The sequence below is a fragment of the Streptomyces sp. WMMC500 genome, assembly GCF_027497195.1.
Taxonomy (GTDB): domain Bacteria; phylum Actinomycetota; class Actinomycetes; order Streptomycetales; family Streptomycetaceae; genus Streptomyces.
Genome location: NZ_CP114905.1, coordinates 8,052,301 through 8,067,294, shown reverse-complemented (window position 1 = coordinate 8,067,294; position 14,994 = coordinate 8,052,301). Strand labels below are relative to the sequence as shown.

Sequence of the window (14,994 nt, the reverse complement as noted above, 5' to 3'; positions counted from 1 at the left end):
GTCCCCTATCGCGCCACGCTTCCCCACCTTCAAGGAGTCGGCATGTCCCGCCACGCACTACCCCGCCGCGACACCCTCAAACTGCTGGGCCTGGGCACACTTGGGCTCGCCGTGCCCGGCGCCCTGGCCGCCTGCGCCCCCTCCGGGGGCGGCTCGGGCGACGGCGGCGACGCCGACGCCAAGAAGTTCGGCTTCACGTCCTGGGCGCTCAACGAGGAGGCCAGCAAGCCCGTCGTGGAGGGGATCATCACGGCCTGGGAGAAGGCCGGCAAGGTGGAGGTCTCCACCACGGAGTATCCGTACAACGAGTATCTGAAGCAGTTGACGCTGAAGCTGAGCAGCGGGGAGATCAGCGGCGCGGTGCAGTTGGACATCGCGTGGCTGGCAGCGGTCGCGCAGATGGGCACGCTGCTGGACCTGGGGGACGCGGCGGCCGGGGCGGGCTACACGGACGTGGCGCTGCAGAGCGGCCAGTACGAGGGGGTGCAGTACGGGCTGCCGTGGACGACGGGCTCCATCGGGCTGATCGGCAACCGGAAGTTGCTGGACGAAGCAGGGATCCGCCGGCTGCCCGGCACGATCGCGGAGTTCGAGGACGCGCTGCGGGCGCTGAAGGACCTGGGCGGCGGGGTGACGCCGTACGCGGCGGCGACGAAGGTGGAGCAGCTCAAGGACATCTTCCCGTGGATGCAGACCTTCGGCTGCCCGATCACGGCGGACGGCGAGGTCGCGATCGGCGACGACGCCTCGGTGGACGCCGTGGAGTGGTTCAAGAAGCTCTACGACGAGAAGCTGATCGCGAAGGCGGTGGACCGGTTCGACGCCCGCGCGCTGTTCGCCCAGGGGAAGGTGGGTTTCTACGACGACGCGCTGGTCGGCAAGGGCGCGACGCTGGCAGAGGCGGCGGACGAGTCGCTGGCGGAGGCGATGGTCGCGGTGCCGCGGCCGGTGCTGAGGAAGGGGGACGACCCGCAGGCGCTGCTGTGGGGGCACGTCCTCGTGGTGACGAAGGGCGAGGGTTCCGCCGCGGCCACGGACTTCGCCGTGCACACCACCTCCGACCAGGCCACGGTCGTCGACTACTTCGGGAAGCTGGCGCTGCCGCCGACGACGGCGGAGGGGCTTGCGGCCCGCGAGGTGGCGTCGGACACGTTCACCACGGAGTGGACGGAGAAGATCACCGCGACGGCGACGCCGGGGCCGTTCTGGACGTACGCGAACAACGCGCAGATCGAGGAGGCGGTGGCCAAGCAGGTGCAGGCGGTGCTGGTGGGCGACTCCTCGGCGAAGGACGCGATGAGGACGGCCGGTGACGACGTCGCCCGCCTGATCGAGGAGTGAGCGTGCGCAGAGGTCGCAGAGCGCGCGCGGTGCGCCGTACGCTGCTGCCGGCGCTGCCGCTCGCGCAGGCGGCGCAGCCGGCGCCCGCGGAACTGGGGGCCGGGGTCCCCGGCGTGGCGGGGTCGGCGGGAAGCCCGGTGGGGTACCGCGTCACCGAGCGGGGGCCCGGCCTGGTCGTCACGGGCGCGACGTACCGGATGACGATCGCGCAGGACGGCTTCCGCTACGGCTTCGAGCGGCGCGACGGCACGGCCGTGGCGCCGCCGCACGCCGTGTCCGGGCTGCGGGTGAAGAGCCCGGGAGACGCGGAGTTCGCGGACGCGGAGTCCGTCCGGCTCGTCACGGCGGGCCGGTCGGCGGCGGTGCTGGACGTGCGGCTCGCCGACGGCGATGCGATGCGCGTCGTGCTGCGGCCGCGGGCCCGCTCGGTGGGCGTGGCGGTGACCAGGGTGCCCGGGTCGAGCACGGTCGACCTGCGCACGGGGCACGTCGGCCCGGCGTACGGGCTGGGCGACCACGGCTCGTTCGGGGACGGCCGGCCGGAGACCGGCACCCCGTGCAGCGGCAGGGTGGAGGCGCGCCCGCGGGCCGAGCTGACCGGGCTGGTGCTGGACAACGTCACCAACCAGGGCTCCTGCAAGCGCTTCGTGTCGACGTTCGCGGTCTTCCCGCGGCAGAGTTTCGCCGAGGTGCTGTTCACAGAGGGGCAGAAGCGCGTCGGCCTGACGGCGACGGAGAACCGGCTGGGGGTGGCGGGCGCCGACGGCGTCGACGGGCTGCACTACTTCCTCGGTACGGACGTCAAGCAGCTCTACGCGGACTACCGCCGGGCCAGGCACGCCGCCGGCTACGTGGACGCGAAGCCCCGGCCGCGGATGTTCGAGCTGGGCTGGGAGGCGTACGGGGCGCTGGGCTGGAACACGTACCAGTCGTCGGTGGAGGGCACCGTGCGGGACTTCCTCGCCCACGGCTATCCCCTGGGCTGGGGCGTGGTCGGCTCCGGCTTCTGGCCGGGCGAGCGGGGCGACCCGGCGGAGGGCACGACGAACTCCTTCGGCATGTGGGACGACACCGCCGAGGAGGGCCGCGACGACGGGCTGCCCAACCCTCGCTACCCGGACCCGGAGGCGCTGAAGCGGCTCTTCGCGGAGAACGACGTGGCGCTGCTGCTCGGTGCCCGCAACAACTTCAAGGCCGCGGCGGAGGACGGCGGCAACCACAACCCGGTCACCGACGGCGGCTTCATGGCGGAGGCCCGGCGCAAGGGCTATCTGCTGACGGGCGCGGACGGCGAGCCGGTGAAGGTCACCAGGGCGCAGTTCCCCTCCGGTGCGTCGTACGTGCTGGACGGCCGGAAACCGGAGGCCGTGGACTGGTACGTGGCGCGGACCCGGGCGTGGGGTGTGGACGGGTGGAAGGAGGACACCATGCTCTACAGCCCCGACCTGTGGCGGGACGGGAACTGGAACGCGCTGCTGAAGGCGCTGCACGACGCCGGGGACGCCGTGATGGTCCGCAACACGGCCTACTCGCTGCCCGGTGACTGGGCGCGTATCAACGACACGATCTACGGCACGGGCGCGGTGTACCACGAGGACCCGGACCGGATGCCGGTGAACCTGCTGAACATCGCCGCCGCAGGCTTCGGCAACCTCTATCCGGACTTCGTCGGCGGCACCCCCGGCAAGGCGGAGCCGACCGACCCGGCGTACCGGGCGTACTTCGCCCGCAACGTGCAGTTCAACGCGCTCACCCCGGTGCTGGGCTTCGGCCAGGGGCCGTGGGTGTTCGGGGAGGACGTGGCGGCGGACGCGAAGAAGCTGGCGCTGTGGCACGACTCGCTGCACCCGTACATCTACGACGCGGTCCTCGACGGCCACGCCTCCGGCTTCCCGTACGCGATGACGCCGCTGCACCTGGCGTACCCGGCCGACGAGGAGACGTACGGGCTCGTCGACGAGTCGACCCGGCGCTACCAGTGGATGCTCGGTGAGTCGCTGCTCGCGGCGCCGGTGTGGGGGTCGGACTTCGCGACGGCGACCGGGCGGGACGTGTACCTGCCGGCGGGGACGTGGATCGACGTCAACACCGGCGAGCGGCACGAGGGTCCGGTGACGCTGACCGGCCACGAGGTGGCCCGGGGTGACGTGCCGGCGTTCGTCGGCGGGAAGGGCGTGCTGGTGCGGCGGGTGGACGCGGGCTCGTCGGCGCGGCTCACGGCGCAGGTTTTCCCGGTGACGCGGGACTCGGTGTACGACTACGGTGACGGGGAGCGGAGTTCGAGGATCGTGAACGCGAACGCGGGCTGGCATGCGAAGTCGCTGAAGGTGCTGGACACGACCGCCTCCCGCGCGGTCGACTTCTCCGTGGACCCCGTCACCGGCGCGGTCGGGTTCCCGCTGCGCGCGGGGCACGACTACCGGCTGGTGGGCGGGAGGCCGTGAGCGCCTCCAGGTGAAGCGGGCGGCCGTCGCCGTCGAGGGTTCGGCCGACGGCCGCCGGAGCCCGGTCCCGAGGGCCGCACCCCGGGACCGGGCTCACCCGCGGGTGCGCGGGACCGCGCCCGCGTCACCGCGAGGCTGCGGGGCCGCAGCGCCCGGGGCCCGGGGCCCGGGGCCCGGTGTCACTGCCGCCAGCGGCCGAGGTCTCGCCGGACGGCCAGGGTGTCGGGGTGGCCGGGGCCCAGGAGCCGTTCCCTGTCCGTGAGCAGTTCCGTCAGGGCGTCGACGGCCGCGGCCGGGTTCCCGGCCCGCCCCTGCCAGTTGGCGAGGTCCTGCCGGACGCCGAGGGTGTGGGGATGGTCGGGGCCGACGCTTCGCAGGGTGTGCTCGACCAGGTCGGCCAGCCCGGCGACCAGGCCGTCGGCCTCCGCCGTCTCCCCGGTCCAGTAGGGGAGGTCTCTGCGCGCCCCCGGCACGTCCTCGCGGTCGGGTTCCCGGACACCGAGCAGGTGTTGGAGCACCTCGGTCAGTTCGGCGACGGCGTCGGCCGGGTCACCCGCCTCGCCCCGCCACAGGGCGAGATCCCGCCAGGTCGCCAGCGTCTGGGGGTGGCCGGGGCCCAGCACGCGCACCATGTGGTCGCGCAGGTCGCCGAGGACGGCCACGGCGCCCGCCGGATCGCCTGCCCGCCCCCGCCAGTGCCCGAGGGCGTGCCGAGCGGCGAGGACCCGGGGGTGCTCGGGGCCCAGGGCCCGCAGCCCGTTCGCGTGCAGTTCGGTGAACGCGGCGGCGGCGCCGGCCGGGTCGCCCGCGATCCCCCGCCAGCGGGCCATGCCGTGCCACGCGGCGGTGGTGTGCGCGTGGCCGGGGCCCAGGGTCCTTTCGCGGTCCGCGTGGAGTTCGGCGAAGACCGACGCGGCGCCGGCGGCGTCCCCCCTCTCGCCCCGCCAGTGGCCGTGGTCGTGGCGTACGCCCAGGGTCTGGAGGTGGTCGGGGCCCAGGGCGCGCGCCATGTGGTCGCGCAGTTCGCCGAGGGCCGCGGCGGCGCCCGCGGGGTCGCCGGCCTCGCCGCGCAGGTAGCCGAGGGCGTGCCGGGCGCCGAGCGTCTGGGGGTGGTCGGGGCCGAGGCGCCGGTGGGCGGTGTCGGCGAGTTGCCGGCAGGAGGCGACGGCGGCGGTGGCCTGGCCGGACTCGGCGAGGCTCAGCCCGGCGCGGAAGAGCACGGGGTGGCCGCGGGGCTGCCACAGGGCCTCGTGGGCGTGCCGGGCCAGGACGTCGGCGTTGGCGCGCAGGGCCTGGGCGAGTTCGGGGTCGCGTTCGAGGGCGGGCCAGGCCGCGAGCAGGGAGTCGGCCGCGATCCGGGCGAGCCCGCGGTATTCGCCGGGCGCGAGAGAGTCCCGTACGGCCCGTTGGGTGAGCTGGTGGATGCGGACGGCGCGGGGGGTGCCGGGGGCGTGGTCAATGAGGCTGAGGCGGTGCAGGGCGCGCAGGGCGCCGATGGCGTCGCGGCGCCGGGGGAAGGAGCCGTCGGACGTGGGTTCGCCGCCGGCCGCGTGGAGGTGCTCGAGGACGGGCGCGGGGGTGAGGATGGACTCGGGTATGCCGTTGGGGTCCAGCATCGCGGCGAGGCCGAGCATGGGGCGCGCCAGGCCGGCCGGGCGTATCCCCTCGGCCCGCTCCACGGACAGGACCCAGGCGGCGGCCACCGTGGTGCCCTGGTCGTCGGGGAGCCCGGACGGGTCGGGCAGCGATTCGGCGAGGCTGTGGGCCCGGTCGGCGAGCAGCCGGCGGTAGCCGGGGATGTCCATGCCGGCGTCGATGAGGTACGCGGCTGCCTGGGACAGCGCGAGCGGCAGGTAGCCGAGGTCGGCGGCCAGGGCCCGGGACTCGTGCGCCGGGGGCGGGGCGTGGTCGGCCAGGGCGGTGGCGAGGTAGGTGGCCGCTTCCTCGGGTGTGAACAGGTCGACGGGCAGCATGCGGCGCGTGGTGCCGCTGAGGGCCGCGTCGCGGCGGCGGGTGGTGACCAGGGTGAACCCCTGGGCGCTGACGGGGGGCCAGAGGCCGCGCAGGTCCGCGGGGTCGGCGACGTCGTCGAGCACGACCAGCCAGCGGGGGTGGCCGGGGTGGGGTTCGAGCCAGGTGAGGAACTTGCGCGTGGCCCGCTCCGGGTCGGCGGGATCGGCGCCCAGGACCTCCTCGGCGGCCTGGGCGTACGCCTCGACGATCGCGGAGCGGGTGGTGGCGGTGACCCAGACGAGCAGGTCGAGTTGCCCGGTCTGGAAGAGCGCGCGGGCGTGCTGGGCGGCGAGCTGGGTCTTGCCCACGCCGCCGGCTCCCGCCAGCACCTGGGCGGGGATGGCGGCGCCGTCCGTCGCGGGCCGCTGCAGCCGGCGCAGTGCCGCGCGGTCCCGGAAGTGCTCGGCCGCCCGGGGCACGATGCCCACCTGGTGCGGCCAGTTCACCGCGGACCTGGGCGCCTGCTGGTAGACGACCTGGCCGACGCTGCCGATGGCGACGCTGTTGCCCGCGGCGTAGACCGCGTCCTGGCCGGGCGCCGGCGTCGTCGCCGGGCGGGGGGCCCGCGGCGGGGCCGGGGTGAGCCGTACGGCGCCCTGGACCACCCCGGCCGCGATCGAACCCGTCTCGGCCCGTACGGTCAGGTCGCCGCCGACCGCCAGTCCGCCGGCGGCGGCCGTGACGTGGCCCTGCGGGCCGTGTGCGGTCAGCAGGGCGCGCAGGTCCTCGGCGGCGGCGGCACGGGCCGGCCCGTCGAGGTCCTCCAGGAGGGATTCGATGCGGGTCTGCCAGGACACCTCCTGGCGGACGCGGGCCCGCTCGTCGCCGGCGCCCTGCCCGCACTCCAGCTCGGCTGCGGTGCGGTCCAGGCGCTCCAGTTCGGCCTGCTCGCGGCGGTCGTCGCCGCGGCCGAACCACCGGGCCATCGCGTCGCGGAACCCGCCCCACAGGTCCGTGCCCGCCGCTTCCACCACCGCGGTACCGCCGGCCATGGCCAGCGCCGCCAGGGTCTGCTCCAACACCCGTGCTCCTTCTGGGTCCTGATGACCGAACGCCACGGTAACAGCGCAGCCAGTAGCCGCACAGGGAGCACCCGGGCGGGCTTGGGCGCCTGAGCCGAGGCTCCGGTCAGGGGGCGGCGGGGCGGGCGTGGGCGAGGAAGCCGAGGCCGGTGGAGATCTGGTCGGCGTACTCGACGGTCCGGGCCGCGAGCGTGTCCTGACGGGCCGTCAGGTCCATCGTGGACAGCGAGCCGGAGACGGACAGCGCGGCGACGACCGCGCCGGAGCGGTCGCGTACGGGCGCGGCGAGGCAGGCGCGGCCGAAGGCCAGTTCCTCGACCTCGGTGGCGTAGCCGCGGGCCCGGGTCTCCGCCAGCGCGTCGAGCAGCCCGGCGAGGCCGGTGATGGTCTTGCCGGTGTACGCGGGGTAGTCCGGGCCCATGACGTCGCGGACCTCGTCCTCCGGCAGGCCGGAGAGCAGCGCCTTGCCCATGGCGGTGGCGTGCAGCGGCGCGGAGCGGCCGGTGAGGGTGAAGGTCCGCGGCGCGAGGGGGCCTTCGAAGTGGCACAGATAGAACATGCGGTCGCCGTGACGCTCGGCGACGTTGGCGCCGAGGCCGAGTTCGTGGGCGAGGTTCTGGGCGACCTGGCGGGCGGCGCGGTGGACGGTGGACTGGTTGAGGGCGACGCCGGCGAGCTCGACGACCTTGGGGCCGATGCGGTGCAGGCCGCTGCGCTCGTCGCGGACGAGGTAGCCCAGCGACTCCAGGGCCGCGACCAGCCGGGAGACCGTGGACTGGCCGAGGCCGCTCAGCTCGACGAGTTCGGCGATGCGCCGTTCGGGCTGCTCGTCGGTGAAGTACGACAGCAGCGACAGGGCGCGCTCGACGCTCTGCGTGCCCGACGCGGTGCCTCCCGTTGCCGCCATCGCGACCTCCGTTCCCGGTCCCGGCCCCGTTCCCGTCGACGGGAAGATGGCTCATCCAGATAGCGGATGTTACATGGGCAGAAGGGGTCGAGGGCGCGGAACCCCTCACGGGTCGGAGGTGCCGTAGGCGACGAGGGTGGTCGGGACCATGGTCCGGCGTTCCGGCGGCGCCGGTGCGGCGCCCCCGCCGGCGCGTTCGCGGAGGCGGGCGAGGAGCAGGCGGCCGGCTTCGCGGCCGAGTTCGTCGGTGTCGTACGCGACGAGCGTGAGCGGCAGTCCGAGGGTGTCGGCCATCTCGAAGTCGTCGAAGCCGGCGAGCGCGGTGGCGGTGCCCGCCGCGCGGATGGCGCGGAAGGCGCCGATGGTGTTGCGGTTGTTGGAGCAGAACAGCGCGGTCGGCGGGTCGGGCAGCGCGAGCAGCCCGGCGGCGGCGCGGGCGGCTTCCGCGGTCTGCTGCTGCCCCTGCCGTACGTAAATGTCGTCGACGGGCAGCCCGGCGCCGGCGAGCGCGGCGGCGTAGCCGCGGAGCCGCTCGGTGCCGGTGTAGACGGCGGGCGGGGAGCCGAGGAAGCCGATGCGGCGGTGCCCGGCGGCGAGCAGCCGCTCGGTCGCCGCGCGGGCGCCGCCGTAGTCGTCGACGAGGACGTGGTCGGCGGCGAACCCGGCGGGCGGCCGGCTGGCCAGCACGACGGGCACGCCCTCGGCCGCGGCTGCGGCCAGGTGCCGCTGGTCGACGCCGGCGGGGACGGCGACGATGCCGTCGACGCGGCGGGCGACGAGGTCCTCGACGAGGCTGCGTTCGGTGTCGGGGTCCTGGCCGGTGTTGCCGATGACGGCCTTCAGGCCGTGCCGGGCGACGACGGAGTCGACGCCGAGGGCGAGGCGGGAGTAGAAGGGGTTGGCGAGGTTGGTGACGACGAGGCCGACGAGTCCGGTGCCGCTGCCGAGGCGGAGGCTGCGGGCGACCTCGTTGCGCCGGTAGCCGAGTTCGGCGACGGCGGCGCGGACGCGGGCGGCGGTGGCGGGCAGCACCCTGGGGTCGTCGCGCAGGACGCGGGAGACGGTCATGGCGCTGACGGCGGCGCGTTCCGCGACGTCCCGCAGCGTGGGCTGCGCCTCCCGCGCGCCCGGCGGGCCGCCGCTGCCGCCGCCCGCGCCGCCGGCACCGGCGCGCGGCGTCATCCGGCACCCCCGGCCGCGGCGGCGGCCCCGATCAGCCCGGCGTCCTCGCCGAGCAGGGCACGTACCAACAGGCGGGCCACCTGAGGCCCGGCGGGGCCGGGCGGGTCGCCGGGACGAGACCCGGAGGGCGTACGGCTCGTCTCCCGCGCCGCGTCGCTCTCGCCGCGAAGCGGCGGGCCGCCGGCCGAGGGGGCGTGGCGCGCCGGGCTGACGGCTCGCGGCCGACTGTCGGGGTGCGACGCACCGGGGACGTCGCCCCCGTGCTCGCCGCGCGGTGGCACGGCGTCGGTGGGGCTCACCGCTCCCTCCACCGCCGGGTGCCAGCCGCCCGCCGCCAGGGCGGCGGCCAGCGGCGGCGCGACCAGGTCCCAGGACTCCGCCATCGAGCCGCCGACGACCAGCACCGTGGCGCGGAACGCCGCCAGCCGCGGGCCCAGTTCGGCGCCGAGCGCGCCGAACGCCGCGTCGAGCACCCGGCGCGCCCGCTCCTCCCCCGCCCGCGCCCGTTCCGCGATCTCGCGTACGTCGACGGCCGCGCCGGCGGCGGCGCCGTACCGGGACAGGATCGCCCGGCGGGAGACGACCTCCTCCAGCGGCCTGCCGCCGGTCCGGGTCAGGTCCATCCGGCCCTCCGGCGGCACCCCCGGGCCCGTCGTGCGCAGCGCGCCGTCCGCGAGGAACGCCGAGCCGACGCCCGTGCCGAGGGTGATGCCGACCGCGCGGGTGTGGCCGCGGGCGGCACCGGCGGTCCACTCCCCGGCGAGGAAGGCGTGCGCGTCGTTGCGGAAGGCGACGTCCGACGGGTTTCCCGGCAGCCCGTCGAGCAGTGCCGCCCGCACGTCCACCCCGTACAGCGCGTCGAACTTGCCGACGTCCGCGAAGAGCGCGACGCCCTTCGCGTAGTCGAAGGGCCCGGGCACGGCCACGCCCCACCGCGCCCCCGCCGGCGCGGCCGGCAGGCGGCGCGCGCAGCGCAGGACCGCGCCGAGGATGTCCCCGGCGCGGGCCTGCGCGTCCAGCGGGCGCCGCACGCGGGTGGCCACGGCGGCGGTCCGCGGGGAGACCAGCGCGGCGGTGACGTGGGTGCCGCCGATCTCCAGGACGGGGATCAACGCCCGGCGGCCTTGCGGACGAGGGCCTTGACGACCCGCACCGGGCCGCCGCCCGCGGCGGCCACGAGCCGGTAGCCGCCGACCGCCGCGGGTACCGTCAGCGTCTCGGCGTAGGACAGCTCGTGGGTGTCGCCGGCCGCGGTGTGCACCGTCACGCCCTCCCCCTCGGCCACGTTGAGGACGTGGAAGCGGCCTTCGGTGTCGTCGCCGGCCTCGGCGCCCTCGTCCAGGGTGTACCTCCTGACTTCGTAGAACATCTCGTCGAGCGCGCCGAGGAGTTCCTCGCGCCAGCCGGGACCCGAGCGGAGTTCGCGCGGTGCCTGGACCAGTTGCCTCGCCACGGCCTCGCCGCGGCGCTCGGTGTCGAGGTTCGCCAGCCCGTGTTCGTACGGCATGGGCCGCGGCCTGCCGTCGGCGCCGGGCCGCAGCCAGTCGTAGAAGCGGAGGCTGTAGAGGTACGGGGTGGCGCTGATCTCCAGGACAAGGTTGCCGGCGCCGCTCGCGTGCGGCGTACCGGCGGGGATCATGAACAACTGCCCGCGCTCGGCCGGGAAGGCCAGCACGTGGTCCTCGGGGTCCATGGGCACCGCGTCGGTGATCGCCTTCTCGATCTCCTTGCGGAACTGCCCGACGTCGGCGTCCTCGCGCAGCCCGAGGTACACCTTCGTCTCGGCACTGCCGAGCGTCATGTAATACGTCTCGTGCTGGGTGTACGGCCAGCCGAACCGCTCGCGCATGTACGCCTCCCGGGGGTGGCAGTGCAGCGAGAGGTTGCCGCCGTCGACCGTGTCGAGGTAGTCGAAGCGGATCGGGAACGAGGTGCCGAAGCGGGCGTGCACCTCGGCGCCGAGCACGTCCTCGGGGGCGAGGACGCACATGAGCTGGAACGGCACCTCGGCCTGCGCGTCCGGTCCGGTGCCGACGAGGATGCCGGCCTCGGGGGCGATCAGCTCGTAGCCGAGGGCGGTGTTGGGCGCGCCGGGGGCGAAGCCCAGTTCGGCCTGTGCCCAGTGGCCGCCCCAGGGGGTGGAGTTGAAGTACGGCCGGGTGCGTACGGGCCGGCGGGCCAGGGCGGCGAGGGTGCCGCGCAGGCCGTCGCCGTCGAGGTGGACGGGGTGGTCGGGGTCCTGGACGTCGAGCCAGCCGTCGAGGCGGCGGGCGAGCGCGTCGCGGTGCCGGTCGAGCATGGGCCAGTCGACGTAGAACAGCCGCCGGAGGGCGGGTGCTTCGCCGGGCAGGCCCAGGTTGGCGCCGGTGGCGCCGGCGGTGACGGCGGCCTCGGCGTACCGCTTGGGCACGTCGGCGTACCAGAGCAGGTCGTGCGGTACGACGGCGGCGCCGGGGCCGTAGACCAGCAGCAGCCCGGTGTCGGGGCGGGTGGCCTCGGGCGGGGTGTCGAAGAGGTCGTCGAGGGGGTTCTCGGCGAGCGTGCAGTAGTACGGGTCGGCGGCGTCCTCGGGCCGCTCGGTGCGGCGCCTGACCTCGTCGGGCGGCGCGTAGTGGCGCCGGACGTCGAGGAGGGCCACGGGGGTGCCGCGGGCGGTGAGCTCGCGCCGGAGCCGGCCGGCGAGGGTGTCCCAGTCCGCGGACGGGGGTCCCTCGACGGCCACTACCGCCGGGCCGTGGGGGAGTTCCGCCGCCACGGCCCGCCAGCCGGTGGTGAGAACGGCCGGCGGGGCGGGTGCGTAGCGCGGGTCGAGCCGGTACACGCAGTCTCCTTCGGATGTGGTTCAGCGGCGCCGGAAGAGCACCGCGGTCGTGCCGAGGGCGGGGAGGTCGACGGTGACCTCTCCGTCCCGTACCGGCAGGTCGTCCCCCGGGCGGCCGAGGTAGTCGGCGAGCCCGGCCCCGGTGACGGGGAAGAGGGCGCGTACGGGGCAGGCGACGGGCTCCTCGGCGAAGGACTGCAGCCGCAGCAGCACGGCGCCTTCGCCGGCTTCGCCGCCGGGTGTGGTGGCGCCGACGAGGCGTACCCGCGGGTCGCCGACCTCGGCGAACGCGAGCCCGTCGGCGGCCTTTGAGCCCGCGCCGTGCGGGGCGCGGGCGCGTACGGCGTGCAGCGGCCGGCTGAGTCCGGCGGCCGTGCGGGCACCCAGCGGGCCGTCGGGCGTGGCGTCGGCGGGGGCGCAGGCGACGCTGTAGCGGAAGGTGAACTCGAAGCCCTGCTCGCTGGGGAAGTTGGTGTCCCACAGGTTGTTGTGGATCCAGGAGAAGACGGTGGCGGGCTCGTCGTGGCCCATCGTCTTGGGGAACGGCGCGTAGGGCAGCGCGATGTTCCCGAACTGTACCAGCGGCGCGTCCTGCGTGGCCCAGGCGACGGCGAGCCCGTCGTCTGCGAGCGTCACCCAGCGGCGTACGGCCCGCATGTGCTGCGCCGAGCCGGGGATGACGGACAGGCCGGTGCCGGTGGCGCCGCCGGTGGCCTCCATGCGTACGGTGGGCGCCTCGAAGGCGAAGGGGAACGCGAAGTAGGCGCTCTCCTTGCCGAGGGTGGCGTCCTTGTCGACGCGGTTGTCGATGTCGAGGCGGGCGGCGCCGTGCGGCAGCGTCAGCGTCGTGCGCACGCGGTTGGCGCCGGCGGGGCGGGTCTCGTAGGTGAGGGTCTCGCCGGTGGCGGTGGACGTGCGGGCGATGAGCGCGGCGGGCGGGGCGACGGAGCGGTTGCCGAGGTGCTCCAGGCGGTCGGAGGCGGTGGTGCGGCTGGAGTTGTGGTTGAAGCCGCCGGCGGTGGTGTAGCTGTCGTGGATGTAGGCGTTGAAGCCGGCGGCCGCGCCCGCATCGTCTCCGCGGACGAGTTCGCGGCCGGTGGCCTTGTCGACGACGGAGGCGATGCAGGCGCGGGCGAGGTCGACGCGCACCGCGAGGTGCTCGTTCTCCAGCAGGGTGGGGTCGGCCTGGGCGTGCGCGGCGGCGGCGGTCTCGGCGGGGTCCTCCTTCTCGGTGCCGCCGGTGGGGTTCCAGCCGGTGGCGGCCTTCAGGACGGTGCCCTCGCCGTCCGCCGCGCCGTCGCCGGCGCCTTCGGTGACGACGTCGAGGCGTACGGATCCGGCGGGCGGTACGTCGGCGACGCACACCAGCAGGAACCGGCCCGCGTCCCGGTGGTCGTCGTTGACCTGCGGCTGCTCCTCGTGCGCCAGTTGTTCGCCGGTGCGGGCGTCGCGGACGGCGACGCGCTGCTCCAGCGGCACGCTGCTCTCCGGGAGGAAGATCCGGACGACGTCGGTGCGGGCCCACGAGCAGGTGTTGACGACGTGGTACGACACGGCGTCGGGCGCGCTCGCGAGCCGCTGGCCGAGGCGGGCGCGGGCCCGGTCGAGCAGGGAGTTGCCGTCGTCGTACGCGCGCAGCGCCTGCCCGTACTTCCAGTGCCACTGCTCCTCGCCGCTGTGGCCGCCGTGGTCGCCGTGGGTCCACGGGTCGCCGGCGCCCCAGGTGTGCTCGTCGAAGAGGGACACGGCCTCGTAGACGGGCGCGGCGTCCCGGCTGTCGTCGGCGGCGCCGGAGGCGCCGAGGATGCCGGCGAAGGTGCCGAGGGTCTGCGCGTCGGCGACGGTGGCCTGCGCGGTGCGGGCCAGGGACAGCGGGCGGGCGCCGGAGCCGACGCCGTCGACCCACCAGTCGGTCCAGTCGCCCTCGAAGGTGCGGATCTCGTCGCCGAGGCGGGCCTCGGCGTCGGTGAAGAAGTCCTCGTTGCGGGAGAGCCTGAGCTGCGGGTAGGCCCAGGTCTCGTTCCAGCGGCGGACGGTGTCGGCGATGATCCGCCGGGGCGGCGCGTTGTCGCCGAACTTGCCCTGCACGCGCAGGTGCAGGATGTCCCACGGGTACGGCTCGCGCTTGACGTCGGCCTGGTCCATGGCCCAGCCGAAGATGCCGCCGCGGTACGGGTACGGGTTGCTGGCCAGCGACGTCAGGTACGCGGGCAGCAGGTCGTCGACGCTGCCGTAGTCGGTGTCGAAGCCGAGCAGCGGGCCCTCCATGTAGGCCAGGCCGTGCGGGGTGTCGGTGACCCAGACGAGGATGCTGTTGCCGCTGGGGGCGCGCCACCGGAAGAGCCGGGGCAGCTTCTCGCCGCCGACGAGGTGGGGCACGGACCGGCCGGCCCAGTTGTGCGCCACGGACAGGTACTTCACGCCCGCGGCGGCGAGGGCGTCGACGAGGCCGACGACGGCGCCGGGCACGTCGGTCTGCATCGCGGAGGTGAACTCCACGCCGTGCTCGTCGCGCACCTCGTGGGCCAGACGCAGCAGTTCGTGCAGCTCGTCGGTGGAGCAGGTCTCGGTGTGCAGGTTGAACGGCATCGCGGTCAGCTCGATGCGGCCCTCGCGTACGCGCCGTACGAACTCCTCGACCTGCTCGGCGGGGCGGGCGTCGGCCCACTGCCGGAAGGACCACAGGGACTCCACGCACCAGCGGAACCGGGACTCGGCGGGCCAGTCGTCGGTGGCCCGGGTCAGCTCCAGGCAGGAGTCGAGGAACGACAGGTGCTCGGCGAGGACGCGGCCCTGGGGATCGGTGTAGCCGATGTCGAGGTGGGAGTGGTGGACGAGGTGGAGGGTCCACTGCCGCTGCGGGGTCAGCGTCAGCGCGATGCCCGCGCCGGCCTCGGCGCCGGCGCCGTCGGGGAGCCCGACGGTGATCCGCTGCGCGGCGTCGACGGCGGGCACCAGCAGGCGCACCGAGCCGCGCGGGCCCGGCTCCGCGGTGCTCGGCAGCGCGGAGCCGGACTCGGTGCGTACGGTGAACTCGGCGGGCAGGGCGGAGCCGTTCACGGCCTCGACGCGCAGGCTCTGCAGCAGCCCGCCGCCGTCCGCGTGCTTGAGGAGCGGCTCCTGGGTCAGGCGCAGGGCCGTGCCGGCGAGGCTGCCCTCGGCGGTGACGACGCTGCTGCGCAGGCTGTCGCGGATGCGGTCGTTGTCCCAGTCGGTGGTCTTGACGAGGGCCCGAGTGGTCATGCGGTGGTCTCCGTACTCTCC

The 14,994-nt window shown here is 75.3% G+C and carries 8 protein-coding genes; 2 read left to right on the top strand and 6 right to left on the bottom strand.

Annotated elements, in window-relative coordinates; translation table 11 throughout:
* Positions 1-42: 42 nt before the first annotated feature.
* Together O7599_RS34760 and O7599_RS34755 are read left to right on the top strand one after the other, a co-directional pair.
* Positions 43-1,341 (top strand): extracellular solute-binding protein, encoded by a 1,299-nt coding sequence (locus O7599_RS34760; RefSeq protein ID WP_281619578.1) that lies wholly within the window; start codon positions 43-45, stop codon positions 1,339-1,341.
* Between the two features lie 2 nt (positions 1,342-1,343).
* Positions 1,344-3,785 carry a TIM-barrel domain-containing protein gene (locus O7599_RS34755; RefSeq protein WP_281619577.1) on the top strand — a complete coding sequence of 814 codons (2,442 nt, stop codon included), beginning with the start codon at positions 1,344-1,346 and terminating at the stop codon, positions 3,783-3,785.
* Between the two features lie 179 nt (positions 3,786-3,964).
* Here O7599_RS34755 and O7599_RS34750 read toward each other — a convergent pair whose 3' ends face one another.
* From O7599_RS34750 to O7599_RS34725, 6 genes are all read right to left on the bottom strand, one after another.
* The gene (locus O7599_RS34750) at positions 3,965-6,820 is read right to left on the bottom strand and encodes a tetratricopeptide repeat protein (protein ID WP_281619576.1); all 2,856 of its coding nucleotides are present in this window, start codon (positions 6,818-6,820) and stop codon (positions 3,965-3,967) included.
* 106 nt (positions 6,821-6,926) lie between these two features.
* On the bottom strand, positions 6,927-7,727 hold the full coding sequence (locus O7599_RS34745) for an IclR family transcriptional regulator (protein ID WP_281619575.1): 801 nt from the start codon (positions 7,725-7,727) through the stop codon (positions 6,927-6,929).
* A 105-nt stretch (positions 7,728-7,832) separates the two neighbouring features.
* A complete protein-coding gene (locus tag O7599_RS34740) occupies positions 7,833-8,909 on the bottom strand; it encodes a LacI family DNA-binding transcriptional regulator (RefSeq protein WP_281619574.1) in 1,077 nt (358 codons plus the stop codon).
* Positions 8,906-10,021 carry an ROK family protein gene (locus O7599_RS34735; protein WP_281619573.1) on the bottom strand — a complete coding sequence of 372 codons (1,116 nt, stop codon included), beginning with the start codon at positions 10,019-10,021 and terminating at the stop codon, positions 8,906-8,908. The genes O7599_RS34740 and O7599_RS34735 overlap by 4 nt, the downstream gene beginning before the upstream one ends.
* Positions 10,018-11,730 carry a hypothetical protein gene (locus O7599_RS34730; RefSeq protein ID WP_281619572.1) on the bottom strand — a complete coding sequence of 571 codons (1,713 nt, stop codon included), beginning with the start codon at positions 11,728-11,730 and terminating at the stop codon, positions 10,018-10,020. Before O7599_RS34730 ends, O7599_RS34735 begins: the two co-directional genes overlap by 4 nt.
* A gap of 21 nt (positions 11,731-11,751) precedes the next feature.
* Complete coding sequence (locus O7599_RS34725; protein WP_281619571.1) at positions 11,752-14,973, bottom strand: glycoside hydrolase family 38 C-terminal domain-containing protein; 3,222 nt, start codon at positions 14,971-14,973, stop codon at positions 11,752-11,754.
* Positions 14,974-14,994: the final 21 nt, after the last annotated feature.

Bases quoted from the DNA above. Each gene is read 5' to 3' on its own strand.
- O7599_RS34760 (WP_281619578.1), top strand. From the start codon at position 43: ATGTCCCGCCACGCACTACCCCGCCGCGACACCCTCAAACTGCTGGGC.
- O7599_RS34745 (WP_281619575.1), bottom strand. From the start codon at position 7,727: ATGGCGGCAACGGGAGGCACCGCGTCGGGCACGCAGAGCGTCGAGCGC.
- O7599_RS34740 (WP_281619574.1), bottom strand. From the start codon at position 8,909: ATGACGCCGCGCGCCGGTGCCGGCGGCGCGGGCGGCGGCAGCGGCGGC.
- O7599_RS34725 (WP_281619571.1), bottom strand. From the start codon at position 14,973: ATGACCACTCGGGCCCTCGTCAAGACCACCGACTGGGACAACGACCGC.